Source organism: Orlajensenia flava (assembly GCF_004801905.1).
Classification (GTDB): Bacteria; Actinomycetota; Actinomycetes; order Actinomycetales; family Microbacteriaceae; genus Orlajensenia; species Orlajensenia flava.
This window is the reverse complement of record NZ_SSSN01000005.1, coordinates 1-15805: the sequence shown is the minus strand read 5'-3', so window position 1 is coordinate 15805 and position 15805 is coordinate 1. Positions and strand designations below refer to the sequence as shown.

Here is a 15805-nt window from a genome sequence, read left to right as displayed (position 1 = left end):
CCGATCGGGCACGCGTAGGCTGATGCGGGAGCTTGAGGAGGCATCCGTGGCCGTCGACAGGAACACCCGCGAGTTCGACGCGGGCATCGTCACCGACTTCCGCGACCGCATGAGCTACGGCGGCTACCTCGACCTCGACACGCTGCTCGCCGCACAGCATCCGGTCAGCGAGCCCGAGCACCACGACGAGCTGCTGTTCATCGTGCAGCATCAGACCACCGAACTCTGGCTCAAGCTCGTCCTGCACGAGCTCGCGAGCGCCCGCGACCTGCTGCGCGCCGACGAGCTGCCTCAGGCGCTCAAGCGCATCGCGCGTGTCAAGCACATCCAGCGCACGCTGACCGAGCAGTGGTCGGTGCTGGCGACGCTCACGCCGACGGAGTACGGCGAGTTCCGCGGCTTCCTCGGCAACTCGAGCGGATTCCAGTCGTGGCAGTACCGCGCCGTGGAGTTCGTCCTCGGCAACAAGAACCGCCGCATGCTGAGCGTCTTCGAGTCGGATGCCGCAGCCCACGAGCTGCTCGCGCGCCTGTTGGACGAGCCGAGCATCTACGACGAGTTCCTGCGATACCTCGCGCGCGCGGGCTACGACATCCCGCAGGCCGTGCTCGATCGCGACGTCACGGAGGCCTGGGTCTTCCACCCCGAGCTCGTGCCCGTGTTCACCGGCATCTACGAGGATGCACGCGAGAACTGGGCCGCCTACGAGGCCTGCGAGGAGTTCGTCGACCTGGAGGACAACTTCCAGCTCTGGCGCTTCCGACACCTGAAGACCGTCGAACGCACCATCGGCATGAAGACCGGAACGGGCGGATCGACGGGAGCGAGCTTCCTGCAGAAGGCCCTCGAGCTGACCTTCTTCCCGGAGCTGTACGCGGTGCGCACCGCGATCGGCCAGTGACCGGGCGGCCTCAGTGACGTGCCGACTCCGGATGGGCCCGCCTCGATGATCGTCGAGGGCTCCGTGATCGGCGCTCGGCAGTACTGGGCGGGCGGATGGCGGGGCCGCTGCTCGTTCCGACTGCACGACGGCCTGCTGCACCCGCTCGGCAGCGAGGAGCCCGCCGACATCGAGGTGCCCGGCACCCTCTTCCCGCGACTCAGCGATCACCACGTGCACCTCGGCCTGATCGACGCCGATGCACTGCTGCCGGCGGGCATCACCAGCGTCGTCGACCTCGGCTGGGAGCCGCAGGCAGCGTCGACCTGGCACACCGAGAGCAGCTTCCCCGGGTCGACGCTGCCCGAGATCCGCATAGCGGGCGCCCTGCTCACGTGCGTCGGCGGCTACCCGTCCCGCAGCGAATGGGCTCCGCCCGGTGCAACCGTCCAGCTCGCATCCCCTGCCGACGCGGAGGCGGCGGTTCGCGCGCAGATCGGGCTGGGCGCATCCGTCATCAAGGTCACCGTCAACAGCGACGCCGGCCCCGTGCCGAGTGCCGAGTTGCTCGCCGCGATCGTCTCGGCGGCGCGGGCACACGGCGTGCCGGTGGCTGCGCACACGCAGGGAGCGGGGACGGCTCGCCTGGCCCTGGACGCGGGGGTGAACGTCTTCGCCCACACCCCGTTCACGGAACGACTCGACGACGACGTCATCGAACGGATGTCCCGCGCGGGCACCGCCGTCATCTCGACCCTCGACATCCACGGCTGGGGGGAGCCCGATTCCGCCTTCGAGACCGCTCAGGACAACCTGCGCCGCGTCGCTGCCGCCGGGGCCCGAATCCGCTACGGGACAGACCTCGGAAACGGAGCGCTGCCCATCGGCGTCAACACCCGGGAGTTGGCTGCGATGGCGGCAGCCGGCATCGACCGGGATGCCCTCGTCGCGAGCATCGCGGGCGTGTGGAATCCGCCGGCGATCGGCCCACGGCTGGCGTGGATCCCCGGAGTCCCACCCGAAACGGCCGAGGAGACCGCCTCCTGGCTGGCCGGCGCCCGCGGCACGACCATCGACTACCTCGAGGAGACCCTGCCATGACGGAAGGCCACGACGAGCGCCTCGCGTTCGCCCGGCGCATGGATCGCGCCGACCCGCTCGCGCACCTGCGTCGCAACTTCATCGCGAGCGACGGGCTCGTCGCCTACCTCGACGGCAACTCTCTCGGGCGACCGACCGTCGGGAGCGCGGAGAGCATTCAGGCTTTCATCGCCGACCAGTGGGGCGGACGCCTCATCCGCGGCTGGGACGAATCGTGGATGGAGCTGCCGTTCAACACCGGTGACGCCCTCGCGTTCGCGTGTCTGGGGGCAGCGCCCGGCCAGACCTTCATCGGCGACTCGACGACCGTGCTGCTGTACAAGCTGGCACGTGCTGCGTCGGACGCCCGCCTCGCCGGAGACGGCGCCCGCACTGAGATCGTCCTCGACACCGACAACTTCCCGACCGACCGCTACGTGCTCGAGGGCATCGCTGCCGAGCGGGGCATGACGCTGCGGTGGATCGTCTCCGACCCCACCGGCGGGGTGTCGGTCGAGCAGGTGGCATCCGTGGTCGGACCACAGACCGCACTCGTGGTGGTGAGTCAGGTGGCGTACCGCTCGGGGTTCCTGGCCGACGTCGGCGGCATCACGCGCGTCGCACACGACGCCGGCGCGCTCGTTTTGTGGGACCTGTGCCACTCCGCCGGATCGGTCCCCATCGAGCTCGACACCTGGGGGGTCGACCTGGCCGTGGGCTGCACGTACAAGTACCTCAACGGCGGCCCGGGGTCGCCCGCATTCAGCTATGTGCGCGCCGACCTGCAGGCCGTCCTCAGCCAGCCGATCCAAGGGTGGATGGGAGCCGCGGACGTGTTCTCGATGGGGCCCGAATACCTGCCGTCGAGCGGCCTGCGTCGGTTCCTCAGCGGCACACCGCCTGTGCTCGCGATGATCGCGATGCGCGACACCATCGACATGATCGCCGGATGCGGCATCGCCGCGGTGCGTGAGAAGTCGGTGGCGCTCACCGAGTTCGCCATCACGCTGGCGGACGAATGGCTGGCGCCGCTCGGCGTGAGCGTGGCCTCACCACGCGATGCCGCTCGACGGGGTGGCCACGTCACCCTGTCGCACCCCGCGATGCGCCGGGTCACCGCCGCGCTCTGGGAGCAGGACGTCATTCCCGATTACCGCGATCCGGGCGGCCTGCGCATCGGCCTCTCTCCGCTGTCGACGAGCTTCGAGGAGACCTACGACGGGATGGCCGCGACCCGGGACGTGCTGCTCGCGGTGCTGCGCGAAGAGGTCGGCCTCGGCTGACGACGGATCACCGGGCGGATGCCGCGACTGTGATCGCGGCGAGGATGGCCCGCACCGTCGCATCCGGAGCTGCCAGCGGATCGAATGAGCTCGACCAGTTCGCGAGGGCGTCGACAGCGGTCATCCCGTCGCCCAGGTCGGTGAACGTCAACTCGATCCTCAGTGCGCGCATCGCCAGGGTCGTTCGACGAACCACTGCGGCTGCGTCATCGTCCAGTTCGGTCACCACGAGATGGGGGATGGTGTGAACCGCGTGGTCGACGAACTCGGGAACGGCTGAGACGGGGACATTGACGACCACGCGTCCCGCCGCACGCGGAAGCATCTTGCCGAGACCGAACGGATCGCTCACGAGAGACACGATACGGTCTGCGTTGGGCGACACCTCAGATCGAGAAGCCGCCGTCGCTCTTCAGGAGCTGGCCCGTCACCCACCGCCCCTCGGGCGAGACGAGGAACGCCACCGTGTTCGCGATGTCGTCGGGCGTCCCGAGACGGCCCGTCGGCTGGCGGGCGAGGGCGGAGGCCCGAATCTCGTCCGACATCCACCCGGTGTCGATCGGGCCCGGGTTCAGCGCGTTGGACGAGATGCCGAGGTGTCCGAGCTCACGCCCGGCGGCGATGACGATGCGGTCGAGCGCGCCCTTGCTCGCTCCGTAGGGGAGGTTGAAGACGGTGTGGTCGCTCGTCAGCGCGACGATCGACCCGCCATCCGTCGGGATCCGGCGCGCGAACGCGGCGATCAGGAGCCACGCCGCCCGGGTGTTGACGGCGAAATGCCGATCGAACGCCTCGACCGACGTGTCGAGAATGCCGGAGTCGACCGACTCCGAGTGCGCCATCACCAGGGCGGAGACGGGGCCGAGAAGGCGCTCCGCCTCGGCGATGAACGCGTCCGGTGCCGCCGGATCGGCCAGGTCGGCCTCGACCGCGACGACCCGCCGACCGAGCGCTTGCAGCTCGTCCGCGATGTCGTCGGGGTCTTCGGGATCACCGCCGAGCGCCATCCGGGAGTCGTAGGCGCCCCAGTAGTTGAACGCGACATCCCACCCGTCCGCCGCGAGGCGAAGGGCGATGCCCCGTGCGATTCCGTTACGACGGCCGACCCCCGTGATGCAGACGGTACGCGAGCTCATCCGCCCACTCTGCCATGCGCTCATCGAGCGGACGGCGCTACACCAGCATCCGTCTCATCTCGACCTCCAGGCCGGGATCCCGCGGATGCGGATACGCGTGGCCGGTGCGCTCGTAGCCGTGGCGCGCGTAGAAGCGCATCGCCCGCGCGTTGGCGTCGTGCACATCGAGGAACAGAGCCTCGCCGCGCTCGGCAGCCCACGCTTCGACGGCCTCGAGCAGGTCGTCGGCGACACCCGAGCCGCGCACATCCGGAGTCACGTAGACCGCCACGAGAAGCGGGACCGGCGTCGCCCGCTCGAGGTCGACGACGCCGGACATGGAGCCGAGCCAGCGTCCGTCCTCCGCGATGGCGACGACCGTGAAGGAGGTGGCCCCACTCGCGCGTCGGCGCCAGAACGCCTCATCCTGTACCAGGGCCTCGGCCAGCGTGGTTCCGAAGGCGCTCGGCGAGTCCGCGAGCATCTCGAGCCGGGTGGCGCGGTACGCCGCCCAGTCGTCCTCCGTTGTCGTGCGAACCGTGTAGTCCATGCGCCGAGGCTACCCGCGAACGAGCGAGAGCCCGCCCGAATCATCGGGACGGGCTCTCGCGGGTGTCGACCGGTTACTCGACCGGGGCAGCGACGTGCGCGCCGCGGTGCTCGCCGGCCGCGGCAACCGGGGCGGCATGCGCCCCGTGGTGCCCGGCAACGTGTCCCGAGGCAGGAGCGTCAGGGGCGACGGATGCCGCAGCGTGCGCTCCGACCGGAGCCTCGGCCGGATCGACGACCGGCGCATCCTGCGCGGGAACGGCGCCCGTCGCGGGCTTGCCCCATGCCACGGTCTGCTTGGGCTTGGCGAAGAAGAGCACGAGGACGGCGCCGACCGCGAACCCGATGACCGGCAGCCACATCGACTGGCTCATCGCATCCGTGAATCCGCCGGCGATCTGAGCGGGGAGAGCCTTGCCGCTGCCGCCCGCCTGCTCGGCCCCGCCCGTGCTGAAGCCGGGGAGGTTCGCCGCGAGACGAGCGTTCAGCAGCGCTGCGATCGCCGCGCTTCCGAACACGGAGCCCACCTGGCGAGTCATGTTGTAGACGCCGGAGCCCGCTCCAGCCTGGCGTGGAGGCAGGTTGCGGGTCGCGGTCGAGGCGAGCGGTGCCCAGATGCCCGACATGCCGAGCCCGAGGACGGCGGAGGGGATGAGCAGGATCCACAGCTCGATGTCGGGCGTGATGATGAGCGCGTACCAGGACAGCGCCAGCGCGACGATGACGAAGCCAGCGAAGGCGATCCACTTGGGGTTGACCTTGTCGGTGAGGCGGCCGATGAAGGGGGCCATGACGCCGGAGACGACGGCCATCGGCACCAGCATGAGGGCGGCCTGGGTGGGCTCGAGTCCGCGGGCCACCTGGTAGTAGAACGCCAACGGGAGCGGCATGGCGACGATCGCGAGGCCGACCACGGTGATCGCCGCGTTGGACAGCGCGAAGTTGCGGTCCTTGAAGAGATCGAGCGGAAGCAGCGGCTCCTTCTTGTTGAAGCGCTGCCAGACCACGAAGGCCACGAGCACGACGACGCCGACGATGATCAGTCCCCAGACGGTGATCGGGCCGGTGATGGTGCCCCAGTCGTAGGTCTCGCCCTCCTGGATGCCGAAGATGACGAGGAACATGCCGACGGCGCTGAGCGCGACGCCCAGCCAGTCGAAGCTGTGAGCGTGCGTCGTGAGGTTCGGCACCAGGCGCCAGGCCAGGATGAACGCGATGACGCCGACGGGGACGTTCACGAAGAAGATCCACTCCCAGCCGAGCGAGTCGACGAGCACGCCGCCGAGGATCGGGCCGACGAGGGTTGCGATACCGGCGACGGCACCCCACAGACCCATCGCGGCTCCGCGCTTGGCGGGCGGGAAGATGCGGGTGATGACGGCCATCGTCTGAGGCGTCATGAGCGCGGCGCCGAGGCCCTGAACGACACGAGCGGCGATGAGCGTTCCGATGTCACCCGAAAGCCCGCACCACAGCGAGGCGAGCGTGAAGATCACGAGGCCGATGAGGTAGATGCGCTTCGGGCCGAAGCGATCGCCGAGGCGACCGGTGATGAGCAGCGGAACCGCGTAGGCGAGCAGGTAGGCACTGGTGACCCACAGCACGGCCGTGATGTCGGTGTGCAGCTCGCGCAGGATGGTGGGGTTGGCGATCGACACGATGGTCGAGTCGACCAGGATCATGAAGAAGCCGATGACGAGGGCCCAGAGGGCCGGCCATGGCTTGGTGATGTTCTCCATCAGTGATTCTTTTCTGTGAGGTGTTCGGGAATCGAGTCGGTCCACGAGATGTCGCCGGCTTCGATTCGGGTGATGTGCTCCTCGAGCCACGCGATGTCTGCGTGCAGGAGGGAGATCTGGTAGCTCAGGTCGAGCCAGAAACGGTGGGGGATGCCCTTGCTTGCGACGACGCTGCGGGCGACCTCGAGGTCGTGCAGGTGGTCGTGCATCACGGACAGCCGCGAGCGGATGAGAGCCGCGACCTCGTCGATCGGGAGGTTGTGGGCCTCGGCGATGGCGTGCCGGAACTCGGGGAACTCCTCGGCCGGGGTCGCGAGCATGAACGCGACACGAGCGTGAAGCGCGGCGCGCCCCGCATCCGTGATGGCGTAGCTGGTGCGCTCGGGACGGTTGCCCCCGCGGTCGACCCCGACCGCATCGACGAGCCCGGTCCGGGAGAGTCGATCGACGGCGTGATAGAGCGAGCCGGGGCGCACCTTGACGTTGCGGTCCTCACGCCGATGCACGAGGGTCTGGTACATCTCGTACGGATGCATGGGTCGCTCAGCGAGCAGCGCAAGCGCTGCAAGCCCCAGAGGGGTGAGTTCGGCCATGGTGATGTCTTCCGCGTCGATTATTCCAGCTGGAATATTACGCGCGGAACTCGGTCGTTGTCAAGACGACGTAGGCCGATCGTGGCGCGGCCGCGGTGCCATAACGCGCATCCGCTCGCGCCACCGTGCCATAACGCGCATCCGCTCGCGCTGCGGGCATCCGACGCGGACTCCTGCGGGCGCAATTCAGTGCGATAACGCGCATCCCGACGCACCGCCGTGCAATAACGCGCATCCGTTGAGAAGCGACCGACTGGCGTGAACAGCGCTCGGACAGTTCGGTGCAATAACGCGCATCCCGACGCACCGCCGTGCAATAACGCATCCGTTGAGAAGCGACCGACTGCGTGAAACAGCGCTGAGCCAGTTCGGTGCGATAACGCGCATCCCGACACGCCGCCGTGCAATAACGCGCATCCGCTCGGGCCACTGGGCGCGCTGCGACGACGCGACGCGGGCCGCCACCTGGCCACGACGACCGGCGCCCAGGGCCGCGTAGCCGAGCGCGTCAGACGAGAGCGATCAGCTCGCCAGCAGCTTCGCCTTCGCCTCGCTGAACTCGGCATCTGTCAGCACGCCGCTCGCGTGCAGGGACGCCAGCTGGGTGAGCTTGTCCATCAGCGGGTCTCCGGATGCGGCGGGCGCCGACGGAGCGGGTGCCGCGGCCGGCTGAGCCGCTTCGGCCTGCTCGTAGGCGGCGGCCTCCTGCTGCGTCGCGTACTTCTGCTGCTGGTGGTGGGAGATGGCGCCAGCGGTCATGGCGGCGGTTCCCGTGATCACCGCCGTCCGAGCGACGGTGCCGATGAGTCCTGGGCGGCCGAAGCGGCGTCCGATGAGCATGTCTCGTCCCTCCCTAGTCCACGAGCGCCGCGACGGCGTCCTCGTGATCGATCTGCACGTGCAACGCGATCTCGCCGCCCGCTTCGCGCAGCTTCTCGTAGAAGCCGAACGCCCAGCGATGCTCGATGGCCAGCACGAGGGCCACCGATCCGGGCTCCAGCGCCTCGCCGACGATCTCGGCGTCCGAGTCGCTGAGCAGGTCCCGCGGGTCGGGGGCGATGCGCTCGAAACCGGGCACCTCGTCCTCTTCGAGGTCGTGGGCCTCGACGGTGCCGTCGGCGCCCCGGGTCACGATGACGGCGTCGATGACGGCGATCTTGCCGCCGTCGACGAGTTTCTCGAGTTCACCGGCGATCTGAGCGGGTCCCGCGGCGTCGGTGAACGTGAGGACCATCACTTCCACGGGTCCGATCGGCATGGCGACTCCTTCATCTGGCTGGTTGCTGGCGACATTACCGTCCGCGACGGAGACCCGCCAGAGTCGGCTCGCAGCACCGTCCGCGGCCACGAGGCCGACCGGTAGAATCGACGTACCCCCTTCTCGACTCCGGACGGAGATACCCGGTGCCCACGATCGTCGTCGACGTCATGCCCAAGGCCGAACTGCTCGATCCGCAGGGGAAGGCGGTGGCCGGGGCACTCGCTCGACTCGGGCGGAGCACCTTCACGGGCGTCCGTATCGGCAAGCGCTTCGAGATCACGGTCGACGGCGCGGCGGATGAAGCCACCCTCGCCGAGGTACGGCAGGTCGCGGAGGACATCCTCTCGAACGGCGTCATCGAGGACGTCGTCGGCATCCACGTGGTCGAGGACCGCGGATGAGCACCCGCATCGGCGTCATCACGTTTCCCGGCTCGCTGGACGATCGGGATGCGCAGCGCGCCGTCCGCCTCGCCGGCGCCGAGCCCGTCGCGCTCTGGCACGGCTCCCACGACCTCGAGGGCGTCGACGCCCTCGTCCTGCCCGGCGGCTTCAGCTACGGCGACTACCTACGCTGCGGAGCCATCGCGAGCCTGTCGCCCATCATGACCGAGGTCATCGACGCGGCGAACGCGGGCATGCCCGTGCTCGGCATCTGCAACGGCTTCCAGATGCTCACCGAGGCCCACCTGCTCGAGGGCGGCCTGATCCGCAATGACCACGGCTCGTTCATCTGCCGTGACCAGGTGCTCCGGGTCGAGAACACCGACACCGCCTGGACCACCGACTTCACCGGGGAGCAGGAGATCACCATCCCGCTCAAGAACGGAGAAGGCGGGTTCGTCGCGAGCGACGACGTGCTCGACCGCCTGGAGGGGGAGGGGCGCGTGGTGTTCCGCTACGTCGACGTGAATCCCAACGGATCCCTCCGCGACATCGCCGGCATCTGCAACGAGCGCGGCAACGTCGTTGGACTCATGCCGCACCCCGAGCACGCGACCGAGCCGGGCTTCGGACCCGACACGGCTCTCGCCATGCGATCGGGCGTCGACGGTCTGGCGTTCTTCACCAGCGCGATCCAGCGCACCCTCGCCTCCGCCTGACCCGCGTTCGCCCTGCGACGCGAAGGACACCCCCGAACAGGTGGGGGTCTCGACGCTCCGTGCGTATGCATCGACCGGCGATCCGGGTGATGATGGAACCACACGATCAAAGGAGATCCCATGGTGCACAGCCCTCTTCCCGACGTCGAGATCCCCGCGGTCTCGATCTACGAGTACCTGTTCGGTGACCTGACCGAGCACGAGCTCGACTCCATCGCCCTCATCGACGGGCCCTCGGGGGCTGAGACCACCTATCGCTCGCTCGTCGGACAGATCAACCTGCTCGCCGGCGCCCTCGCGGCTCGCGGAATCGGCGTGGGCGACGTCGTCGCCCTGCTGTGCCCCAACGTCCCGGCGTTCGCCACGGTCTTCCACGGCATCCTCCGGTCCGGTGCCACCGCCACCACCATCAACTCCCTCTACACGCCCGAGGAGATCGGCCGCCAGCTCACGGACGCCGACGCGCACTGGCTGTTCACCGTGTCGCCGCTCCTGCCCGGCGCCGCGCAGGCGGCGGCCGCCCGGGGCATCCCGGATGACCACGTGATCGTGCTCGACGGCGCCGACGGACATCCGTCCCTCCGTGACCTCCTCGGCGAGGGCCGTCCGGCGCCCGAGGTGTCATTCGACCCGGCGACCCACACGGCCGTTCTCCCGTACTCGTCGGGCACCACCGGCCACCCGAAGGGTGTGCGCCTCAGTCACCGAAACCTCATCGCCAACGTCTGCCAGTCCAGCTCGTCGATCGGCCTCGTCGAGGGCGATCGCGTGCTCGCGGTGCTCCCGTTCTTCCACATCTACGGGATGACGGTGCTGCTGAACTTCGCGATCAAGCAGCGCGCGGCCCTCGTGACGATGCCCAAGTTCGACCTGCCGGAGTTCCTGCGCATCGTGCGGGACACGCGCTGCACCTGGATCTTCATCGCCCCTCCCATCGCGGTGGCACTCGCCAAGCACCCGCTGGTCGCCGAGTTCGACCTCTCCAGCGTCAAGGTGATCTTCTCGGGAGCGGCCCCGCTCGACGGTGCCCTCGCGAAGGCCGTCGCCGACCGGCTGGACTGCATCGTGTGCCAGGGCTACGGCATGACCGAGCTCAGCCCCGTGTCGCACTCGATCCCCGTCGACCGCACGGATATCGATCGCTCGAGCATCGGCATCCTGCTCCCCGGCACAGAGGGCCGCATCGTCGACGTCGAGAGCGGAGCGGATGTCGAGATCCCCGATGAGGGACAGAGCCCGGCGGGCGAGCTGTGGGTGCGCGGACCGCAGGTGATGCAGGGCTACCTCGGCAACGACGAGGCGACCGGGCGCACGCTCGATACCGATGGCTGGCTGCACACGGGCGACATCGCCACCGTGACGGCCAACGGCTCGTTCTACATCGTCGACCGGCTGAAGGAGCTCATCAAGTACAAGGGCTACCAGGTCGCACCCGCCGTGCTGGAAGCAGTGCTCCTCACGCACCCTCAGATCGCGGATGCCGCGGTCGTCGGCGTGCTCGACGCGGACGGGCAGGAGATCCCGAAGGCGTTCGTGGTCGTGCAGCCCGATGCCGACCTCGACGAGGAGGCCGTCAAGGCTTACGTCGCCGAGCGAGTCGCTCCCTACGAGAAGGTGCGGGCCGTCGAGTTCATCGACCTCGTGCCGAAGTCGACGGCGGGCAAGATCCTCCGCAAGGACCTGCGCGCGCGGGCCAACTGAGCCGGCATCAGTCGGGAGTGCGCCGGTCTCGAGCCGGCATCAATCGGAGGCGGCGCGCCCGTCGCGGGCCGCCTCCGATTCCTCGAGCTTCGCCTGGTCGACGACCGGCATCGCCGACGTGAAGAGGCTCGCGCGCTCCTCGGCTTCCGGCGAGCCCGAGAACAGCCGGGCCTGCTCACCCGTGACCGTCGCCGGTTCCTGCCGCACGGGGAACTGCTCGAAGACCGAGGCGCTGCGACGCTGAGGCGCGACGCGCACGGGAGCCTCGGGGTCCCTCTCGTCGACGCCCTCCACGCGCACGCGTTGATGAGGAATCGCGGAGGGGGTCTGCTCGCGGATCCAGTCGACCATCTCCTCGCGCACCTGGCAGCGCAGGTCGAACAGGGTGGGCGCGTCCACGGCGGTCACGAGGATGCGCACGCGCACATAGCCGCCGATCGCATCCGTCACCTGCAGCACCGACGCCCGCTTGTCCCACAGATCGGTGCGCGCGAGCACATCGGCCAGGTGCTCGCGCATCCGCTGCGGCGCAATGCGCCAGTCGAGGTCCATCTCGACGGCGCCCATGAGCGCGCTGCCCTGCCTGGTCCAGTTCTGGAACGGCTTGGTGGTGAAGTAGGTGCACGGCAGCACGAGGGTGCGCTCGTCCCACAGGTTGACCACGACGTAGCTGAGGGTGATCTCGCCGATGCGGCCCCACTCACCCTCGACCACGACCACGTCGTCGACGCGGATCGCCTCACTGAAGGCCAACTGGATGCCCGCGAACAGGTTGGCGAGCGTGGACTGCGCGGCGAGGCCGGCGACCACGGAGACCAGCCCAGCGGATGCCAGCACGCTCGCCCCCACGACGCGCACCTCGGGGAAGCTGAGGAGGATGCCGCCGGTGGCCACGATCACCGTGATGACGACGACCAGTCGGCGCAGGATCGCGATCTGCGTGCGGATGCGCCGGGCCACGCGGTTGTCTGCCACGTCGATGCGATAGCGCGACGTGCTGAGATCCATCGCGAACAGGACGAGCTCGCAGGCGAACCACGATCCGATCGCGATGGTCGCGATGAGGAACACGTGCTCGATGCTGCCGCGCATCGGGGTCGCGGGCATCGTCACGACGATGGCTATCCAGACGCCCACCACGACGAGGAGCAACCGGAACGGCCACCGCGCCCGGCGCACCAGGATGCCCGGCCACTCCTTGCGGCGTCCGGCCGCCCGGGCGATCTGCCGAGCGATCGCGACGACCACGAAGGCCGCCACGATCGCGGCCACCACGCCCACGGCCAATCCCCACCACGCATTCCACGCGACATCCATGTTCATCCCACCTCCCGTTTCGATGAATCATCCACCCTACGGCGAGGCTCGCGCTCAGTCTGGGAGTCGCCTCAGCGGTAGAGGGACTCCGGCACGTTCAGGCCGTAGATCGCCCGACCCGAGTTCCAGATCACGGCGCACGCCGCGCGCAGCAGGTCGATGCCACCGTCGCCGCCGCGTCGGATGACGACGTCGTCGCCGTCGAGCACGACGCGGGCGCGGCCCACGGTCGCGGAGCGGCCGTCATCCGTCAGCTCCGTCGGCGGGTAGGGAGCGCTCAGCCCGCGGAGGTCGTCGAGGATGAACGTCGGACGCTGGTCGGTCACGGCGGCGAGCAGTTGCTTCGCCCGGTCGATGCCCGTAAGCACGAGCACGGACGCGATGCCGGCCCGGGTCGAGCCGAGGATGTCCGTGTCGAGTCGATCGCCGATGAACAGCGGATGCCGCGCGCCGAAGCGTGTCACCGCCTCGGTGAAGATGGGCACCTCGGGCTTTCCCGCGACGACCGGCAGCCGCCCGACCGCGGTGTGCACCGCCGAGACCAGCGTCCCGTTGCCCGGGGCGATCCCGCGGGCCTGGGGAATGGTCCAGTCGGTGTTGGTCGCCACCCACGGCAGCGCGTTGTCTGCGAGGGCGTAGGAGGCCTCGGCCAACTGGGCCCAGCCCACCTCGGGCGCGAACCCTTGGATGACGGCCGCCGGCGCGTCGTCGGCCGACCGCGTGACGGCGAACCCGGCCTTCTGCAGCTCGTCGACCAGACCGTCGCCGCCGACGACGAGGACCGTCGAACCCGGCGGCACCAGCCCGTTGAGGACGGTCATGGCGGCCTGCGGTGACGTCACGACGTCCGTCGGCTGGGCACGCAGACCGAGCTCCCGGAGGTGCTCGGCGACCATGGCATCGGTGCGAGAGGCGTTGTTGGTGATGTAGCCGACCCGAACGGATGCCGCTGCCGCGTTCAGCGACTCGACCGCGTGCGGGATGGCGTGCGCACCGGCGTAGACGACTCCGTCGAGATCGGCCAGGACCACATCCACGCCGTCGAGCGGCGTCGCCGCGTCAGCCCTGCGGCGCATCGCGCTCGGTGTCGTCTCGGTCGGCGTCGGCGTCGGTTTCGTCGGCGACGGCCGAGGGGGACTCGTCGTCCTCGGCAGTGTCGACTGAATCTGCGTCGTCCGAATCGGCGTCGGCCGAATCGATCTCGACCGGCTCGATGTCGTCGGCCTCGTCAAGGGGCGCCGCGTCAACGTCGTGCTCGGCGTCGTCCTCGACGTCTTCGGCGTGTTCGTCCGACGTCGTTTCGAGCGGTATGCCCTGCTCCTGGCCCAGCGTCTCGTCGTCGCCGAGGTCCTCCTCGATGACCTCGATCATCTCGTCGTCCTCGCCGTCCCGGCGGGCGATGGCCTCGGCGGCTCGTTCTGCTCGGCCGTGCCAGAGCGCAGCATCCTCGTCGCGGCCGAGATCTTCGAGCACGTCTCCGTAGGCGTCGAACAACTCGGGGCTGTAGGAGAACGCCGTGTTCGGGTCGAGCTGGGCGATCTCGAGCTCGCCGAGCGCGGCATCCGTCTGCCCGAGATCGAGGCGCGCACCCGACATCGCGATGGCCAGGGCCACCTGGACTCCGGGGGCGAGGGTCGAGCGGTCGACGGATCGGCCGAGCTCGAGCGCACGATCAGGGCGACCGACGCCGCGCTCGCTGTCGACCATGAGTGGAAGTTGGTCGTCCTTGCCCGAGATGCGGCGGAAGGTGCGCAGCTCGCGGAGGGCCAGGGCGAAGTCGCCCGTTGCGTAGGCCGTGATCGCGAGGGTCTCGCGCACGATAGCGATGCGTCCGGCTCGACGCGCCGCCGAGAGCACGTGCCGGTGCGCGAGCTCGGGATCCTCGTCGATGAGTCGAACGGCCATGACGAGGTGCTTGGCCACCCACTCGGCGTTGTCCTTGGTGAGGGTCTTCAACTCATTGCGGGCGACGCGGTCGAGCTCATCGGCCTGGACGTCGAACGGCAGGTCGGGGTCGTCGTGGCGCGGACGCACCGAACGCAACTCGTGCTGACGACGCTGCTCCTCGGTGAGTTCCTGCTCCTCGTAGTGGGCGTCACGATCGCCGCGCGCCGGGGCGCCAGCGCGCGTCCACAGCCTTTCTCCACCACGATCGTCGCGCTTCTCCCACGGCTTCCGCTCGCCACCATCCCGGCGAGGCGCAGCCCCATCACGACGCTCATACGGCTTCCGGTCACCATCACGGCGCGGCGCACCAGAGGACGCGCCATCACGCTTCTCCCACGGCTTCCGCTCACCATCCCGACGAGGAGCCGCGCCATCCCGACGCTCGTACGGCTTACGGTCGCCATCACGGCGCGGCGCACTCGAGGACGCGCCATCGCGCTTCTCCCACGGCTTCCGCTCACCACCATCACGACGGGGCGCACCAGAGGAGGCGCCATCGCGCTTCTCCCACGGCTTCCGCTCGCCACCGTCCCGACGGGGCGCAGCCCCATCACGACGCTCATAAGGCTTACGGTCGCCATCACGACGAGGCGCACCCGACGAAGCGGCACCATCACGCTTCTCCCACGGCTTCCGCTCCCCACCATCACGACGGGGTGCGGCGCCATCCCGACGCTCATACGGCTTACGGTCACCGTCACGGCGCGGCGCACCCGACGAGGCGGCACCATCCCGCTTCTCCCATGGCTTCCGCTCACCATCGGGACGAGGCCCACCACCATCACGACGTTCGTAGGGCTTGCGGTCGCCATCGCGGCGCGGCGCACCAGAGGACGCCCCATCGCGCTTCTCCCACGGCTTCCGCTCACCATCGCGACGCGGCGCGCCGCCGCTGCGAGGAGAACCGGAGTCGCGCTTCTCGTAGGGCTTGCGCTCGGGCCGCTGCCCGCGCGGTTCGCTCGACCGGCCGGCGTCGGTTCGCTTCTCCCAGGGCTTTCGGTCGTCGCCCTCTCGGGGACCTGTCGCGGAGAAATCGCTCACGGTGTGCACCTTCTCGTCTCGGCGGTCGCCACCCGTCATTATCTCCCTGCTGGGGGAAGCGCTGTTGTGTTGTCTGGAACGCAGATGCGTTAAATGCGAAATGGCCACCCGGTGTCGGGTGGCCATTTCGTATGGTTGTGTTCGGCGGTGTCCTACTCTCCCACAGGGTCTCCCCTGCAGTACCATCGGCGCTGTCA

General features: G+C 69.2%; 18 protein-coding genes. 7 read left to right on the top strand and 11 right to left on the bottom strand.

The genetic code is table 11. From position 1 onward, the window contains the following. Positions 1-46: 46 nt before the first annotated feature. From kynA to E6C70_RS07825, 3 genes are read left to right on the top strand one after another with little or no spacing between them, the layout of a single operon-like run. Positions 47-901: a tryptophan 2,3-dioxygenase gene (gene kynA, locus E6C70_RS07835; RefSeq protein ID WP_136423999.1), complete on the top strand. Its 855-nt coding sequence runs from the start codon at positions 47-49 to the stop codon at positions 899-901. 18 nt (positions 902-919) lie between these two features. Next, the gene (locus tag E6C70_RS07830; RefSeq protein WP_136423998.1) at positions 920-1981 is read left to right on the top strand and encodes an amidohydrolase family protein; all 1062 of its coding nucleotides are present in this window, start codon (positions 920-922) and stop codon (positions 1979-1981) included. After that, the gene (locus E6C70_RS07825; protein WP_136423997.1) at positions 1978-3243 is read left to right on the top strand and encodes a kynureninase; all 1266 of its coding nucleotides are present in this window, start codon (positions 1978-1980) and stop codon (positions 3241-3243) included. The genes E6C70_RS07830 and E6C70_RS07825 overlap by 4 nt, the downstream gene beginning before the upstream one ends. Positions 3244-3250: 7 nt before the next feature. On the opposite strand, the gene E6C70_RS07820 is transcribed toward E6C70_RS07825, so the two are convergent. The 8 genes from E6C70_RS07820 to E6C70_RS07790 all read right to left on the bottom strand — a co-directional run bounded on the left by E6C70_RS07820 (position 3251) and on the right by E6C70_RS07790 (position 8497). Continuing rightward, a complete protein-coding gene (locus tag E6C70_RS07820; RefSeq protein ID WP_136423996.1) occupies positions 3251-3595 on the bottom strand; it encodes a hypothetical protein in 345 nt (114 codons plus the stop codon). 34 nt (positions 3596-3629) lie between these two features. Beyond that, positions 3630-4379, bottom strand: coding sequence for an SDR family oxidoreductase (locus tag E6C70_RS07815; protein ID WP_136423995.1), 750 nt, complete (start codon positions 4377-4379; stop codon positions 3630-3632). 37 nt (positions 4380-4416) lie between these two features. Further along, the gene (locus E6C70_RS07810) at positions 4417-4908 is read right to left on the bottom strand and encodes a GNAT family N-acetyltransferase (protein ID WP_136423994.1); all 492 of its coding nucleotides are present in this window, start codon (positions 4906-4908) and stop codon (positions 4417-4419) included. 73 nt (positions 4909-4981) lie between these two features. Further along, positions 4982-6646 carry a DHA2 family efflux MFS transporter permease subunit gene (locus E6C70_RS07805; protein ID WP_136423993.1) on the bottom strand — a complete coding sequence of 555 codons (1665 nt, stop codon included), beginning with the start codon at positions 6644-6646 and terminating at the stop codon, positions 4982-4984. Then, positions 6646-7239, bottom strand: a complete 594-nt coding sequence (locus E6C70_RS07800; RefSeq protein ID WP_136423992.1) for a PadR family transcriptional regulator — start codon at positions 7237-7239, stop codon at positions 6646-6648. The genes E6C70_RS07805 and E6C70_RS07800 overlap by 1 nt, the downstream gene beginning before the upstream one ends. 37 nt (positions 7240-7276) lie before the next feature. After that, the gene (locus E6C70_RS17150) at positions 7277-7399 is read right to left on the bottom strand and encodes a hypothetical protein (protein WP_268895950.1); all 123 of its coding nucleotides are present in this window, start codon (positions 7397-7399) and stop codon (positions 7277-7279) included. 362 nt (positions 7400-7761) lie between these two features. Next, a complete protein-coding gene (locus E6C70_RS07795; RefSeq protein WP_136423991.1) occupies positions 7762-8079 on the bottom strand; it encodes an SHOCT domain-containing protein in 318 nt (105 codons plus the stop codon). A 13-nt stretch (positions 8080-8092) separates the two neighbouring features. Beyond that, on the bottom strand, positions 8093-8497 hold the full coding sequence (locus E6C70_RS07790) for a hypothetical protein (protein WP_136423990.1): 405 nt from the start codon (positions 8495-8497) through the stop codon (positions 8093-8095). A gap of 146 nt (positions 8498-8643) precedes the next feature. Here E6C70_RS07790 and purS point away from each other — a divergent pair, with 146 nt between their 5' ends. The 3 genes from purS (at position 8644) to E6C70_RS07775 (ending at position 11303) form a co-directional block, all read left to right on the top strand. Next, positions 8644-8901 (top strand): phosphoribosylformylglycinamidine synthase subunit PurS, encoded by a 258-nt coding sequence (gene purS, locus E6C70_RS07785; protein ID WP_136423989.1) that lies wholly within the window; start codon positions 8644-8646, stop codon positions 8899-8901. Then, positions 8898-9602 carry a phosphoribosylformylglycinamidine synthase subunit PurQ gene (gene purQ, locus E6C70_RS07780; RefSeq protein WP_136423988.1) on the top strand — a complete coding sequence of 235 codons (705 nt, stop codon included), beginning with the start codon at positions 8898-8900 and terminating at the stop codon, positions 9600-9602. Before purS ends, purQ begins: the two co-directional genes overlap by 4 nt. 120 nt (positions 9603-9722) lie before the next feature. Continuing rightward, the gene (locus tag E6C70_RS07775; protein WP_136423987.1) at positions 9723-11303 is read left to right on the top strand and encodes an AMP-binding protein; all 1581 of its coding nucleotides are present in this window, start codon (positions 9723-9725) and stop codon (positions 11301-11303) included. 39 nt (positions 11304-11342) lie between these two features. On the opposite strand, the gene E6C70_RS07770 is transcribed toward E6C70_RS07775, so the two are convergent. The 3 genes from E6C70_RS07770 to E6C70_RS07760 all read right to left on the bottom strand — a co-directional run bounded on the left by E6C70_RS07770 (position 11343) and on the right by E6C70_RS07760 (position 14654). Beyond that, positions 11343-12626, bottom strand: coding sequence for a mechanosensitive ion channel family protein (locus E6C70_RS07770; RefSeq protein WP_235833342.1), 1284 nt, complete (start codon positions 12624-12626; stop codon positions 11343-11345). 65 nt (positions 12627-12691) lie between these two features. Further along, a complete protein-coding gene (locus E6C70_RS07765; protein ID WP_136423986.1) occupies positions 12692-13696 on the bottom strand; it encodes an HAD-IIA family hydrolase in 1005 nt (334 codons plus the stop codon). After that, positions 13680-14654 carry a hypothetical protein gene (locus E6C70_RS07760; RefSeq protein WP_136423985.1) on the bottom strand — a complete coding sequence of 325 codons (975 nt, stop codon included), beginning with the start codon at positions 14652-14654 and terminating at the stop codon, positions 13680-13682. Before E6C70_RS07760 ends, E6C70_RS07765 begins: the two co-directional genes overlap by 17 nt. On the opposite strand from E6C70_RS07760, the gene E6C70_RS07755 reads away from it, so the two are divergent. Continuing rightward, the gene (locus E6C70_RS07755) at positions 14640-15701 is read left to right on the top strand and encodes a hypothetical protein (protein ID WP_136423984.1); all 1062 of its coding nucleotides are present in this window, start codon (positions 14640-14642) and stop codon (positions 15699-15701) included. The genes E6C70_RS07760 and E6C70_RS07755 overlap by 15 nt on opposite strands. Positions 15702-15805: the final 104 nt, after the last annotated feature.